We start from the raw sequence: 2,818 nt of genomic DNA on the forward strand, positions 1-2,818 counted from the left end.
CCTGACGGTGCGAACGCTGACGCGCTTTCAGCGAGTTGTGCAGGCGACGGCAGACCGCGAAGTAGCACTGCTCGGCCAGAGTTTCGGCTTCAGTTGCTTGAGCATTTCGCGGTCGGCAACGGCTTTGGCTTCGTTCAGCTCTTTGGACTGGAACTGAAAGTCACGGGCCTTTTGCTTGAATTCCAGCTCCAGACGCTCACGCTCGCCTTGCTGCATCTTGTCGCCACCGGCCATCAGACGGTCCTGAATGCCTTTGGCGCTGCTTTCCAGGGTCTTCAGTTTGGTCAGTTGCGGGCCGAATTTTTTCTCGGCATCGACGGCGTATTTCTTCGCCGCGTCAGATTCCAGCAAAGCCATCTGATAGTTCAGAACGGCGATTTTCATGTCGGCAAATGCCGGGCCTGCCACCATCAAGGAGGCCAGGAGAACCAATTGAGTCAACTTACGCACGATGCACTCCTACAAAATCCATTGTCGTTATCTTGGGTCAGACGCTTAGAACGTCTGGCCGAGGGAGAATTGGAACACTTGAGTTTCAGCGTCATCCGGTTTCTTGATCGGCATGGCCAACGCGAAGCTCAGAGGACCCAGTGCGGTGACCCAGGTCACACCCACACCCACGGAACTTGCCATGTTGCTCAGGCTGATGTCGTTGCACTTGGTGTTCGACGTCGAGCCGTTGGCATTGGTAGTGTCCTTGCACTGCGAGTCAAATACGTTACCCACATCCCAGAATACCGAAGTACGCAGGGAACGCTGATCCTTGACGAATGGCAGCGGGAACAGAACCTCGACACCACCCTGGATCAGGACGTTACCGCCGAACGGCAGTGGATCCTGGTCCGGGTCAGCCAGCGTACCCGGGTTGGTGCCTCGGCTTGGTGTACTACGCGGGCCGAGGGTGCTGTCCTTGAAGCCACGAACCGAGTTGAAACCACCAGCATAGTAGTTTTCATAGAACGGCAAGCCGTCAGTCGAACCGTAACCGTCGCCATAACCCAGCTCGGTGTGCAGACGCAGGGTGTAGTTCTCGGTGATCGGCTGGAACAGCTGACCGCGGTAATCAAGTTTGTAGAACGACAGGTCGCTGCCCGGAATGGTGGTTTCCAGGGTCAGGCTCTGGGAACGACCACGGGTCGGCAATACACCTTTGTTCAGGGTCGACTCGGACCAGCCGGCCGAAGCCTTGAAGTTCAGGTACTTGTCGCCTTCCTTGTTAACGAAGTCGAAAATCTCGTCAACGGTGTAAGTACCGGTCTTGATCTCGTCCTGTTGCGCGGACAGACCGAAGGTCAGGCGCGAAGTCTCGCTGATCGGGTAGCCGATGTTGACGCCGGCACCCAGGCTGTCTACCGCATAGCTTGCTACGTCGACGTCGAGGTCTTTGTAGTCGGTGGTGCGATAGAACGCGTTGTAGCCCAGGCTCACGCCATCGGCGGTCCAGTACGGGTCAACGTAGCCGAAGTTGTAGCGGCTCTGGTATTCGCTTCGGGTCAGACCGACGCTGACGCGGTTACCGGTACCGAGGAAGTTGTTCTGGGTGATCGAACCACCGAGGATCAGACCGGCACTCTGGGCGAAACCGACACTCGCGGTAATCGAACCGGAAGCCTGCTCTTCAACGGCGTAGTTCACGTCCACCTGGTCGTCGACACCTGGCACAGCCGGGGTTTCGACGTTGACTTCCTTAAAGAAGCCCAGACGCTCAAGACGGGTCTTGGATTGGTCGATCAGGTAGGTCGAAGCCCAGCCGCCCTCCATCTGACGCATTTCACGACGCAGCACTTCGTCTTCCGACTTGGTGTTGCCACGGAAGTTGATACGGTTGACGTAGGCGCGCTTGCCCGGATCGACAGCAAACAGGATGTCGACGGTGTGGTCGTCATCGTGTGGCTGAGGCACGCCGTTGACGTTGGCGAAGGTGTAACCCTCGTTACCCAGACGACGGGTGATCAGTTCGGACGTAGTGGTCATCAGCTTGCGCGAGAACACCTGGCCTTTCTGCACCAGCAACAACGATTTGACCTGATCTTCAGGGACTTTCAGATCACCGCTGAGTTTGACGTCACGAACGGTGTACTTCTCGCCTTCGGTCACGTTGACGGTGATGTAGACGTGCTTCTTGTCCGGGGTGATGGACACCTGGGTCGAAGCGATATCCATGTTGATATAGCCACGGTCCAGGTAGTAGGAACGCAGACGCTCCAGGTCACCAGACAGTTTTTCACGGGCGTACTTGTCATCGTTCTTGAAGAACGACAGCCAGTTGGTGGTTTTCAGTTCGAACAGGTCGGTCAGGTCTTCCTCGGGGAAAACCGTGTTGCCCACCACGTTGATGTGCTGAATGGCCGCAACGGTGCCTTCGTTGATCTTCACTTTCAGACCAACGCGGTTACGCGGCTGCGATACCACTTCGGTATCGACGGTAGCCGAATAGCGGCCTTGCGCGACGTACTGACGTTGCAGTTCGTTACGCACGCCTTCGAGGGTGGCACGCTGGAAGATCTCGCCTTCGGAGAGACCGGATTGCTTGAGGCCCTTCATCAGGTCTTCAGTTGAGATCGCCTTGTTACCTTCGATCTCGATACTGGCGACGGATGGACGCTCGACAACCGTGATTACCAGAACGTTGCCTTCGCGGCCCAGCTGGATATCTTGAAAGAAACCGGTTTTGAACAACGCACGAGTGGATTCCACCAGGCGACGATCATCCGCCTGCTCACCGACGTTCAACGGCAAGGCACCAAAGACGCTACCCGCGGAGACCCGCTGGAGGCCATTGACGCGACTATCTGGGATAGTGAAGGACTCGGCGTGG

The 2,818-nt window shown here is 56.9% G+C and carries 1 protein-coding gene and 2 pseudogenes; all 3 read right to left on the reverse strand.

The window, feature by feature from the left end:
• Positions 1 to 85 (reverse strand): annotated as a pseudogene (locus ACIPZE_RS28015) (hypothetical protein); the annotation flags it as partial.
• Positions 79 to 450 (reverse strand): annotated as a pseudogene (locus ACIPZE_RS28020) (OmpH family outer membrane protein); the annotation flags it as partial. The pseudogenes ACIPZE_RS28020 and ACIPZE_RS28015, both read right to left, overlap by 7 nt.
• Before the next feature lie 45 nt (positions 451 to 495).
• Positions 496 to 2,818, reverse strand: a 2,323-nt coding sequence (gene bamA, locus ACIPZE_RS28025; RefSeq protein ID WP_400776634.1) for an outer membrane protein assembly factor BamA, incomplete at its 5' end; no start/stop codon positions are given.

Origin of the sequence: Pseudomonas sp. NPDC089741, from assembly GCF_044748825.1 — a bacterium.
GTDB lineage: Bacteria > Pseudomonadota > Gammaproteobacteria > Pseudomonadales > Pseudomonadaceae > Aquipseudomonas > Aquipseudomonas helmanticensis.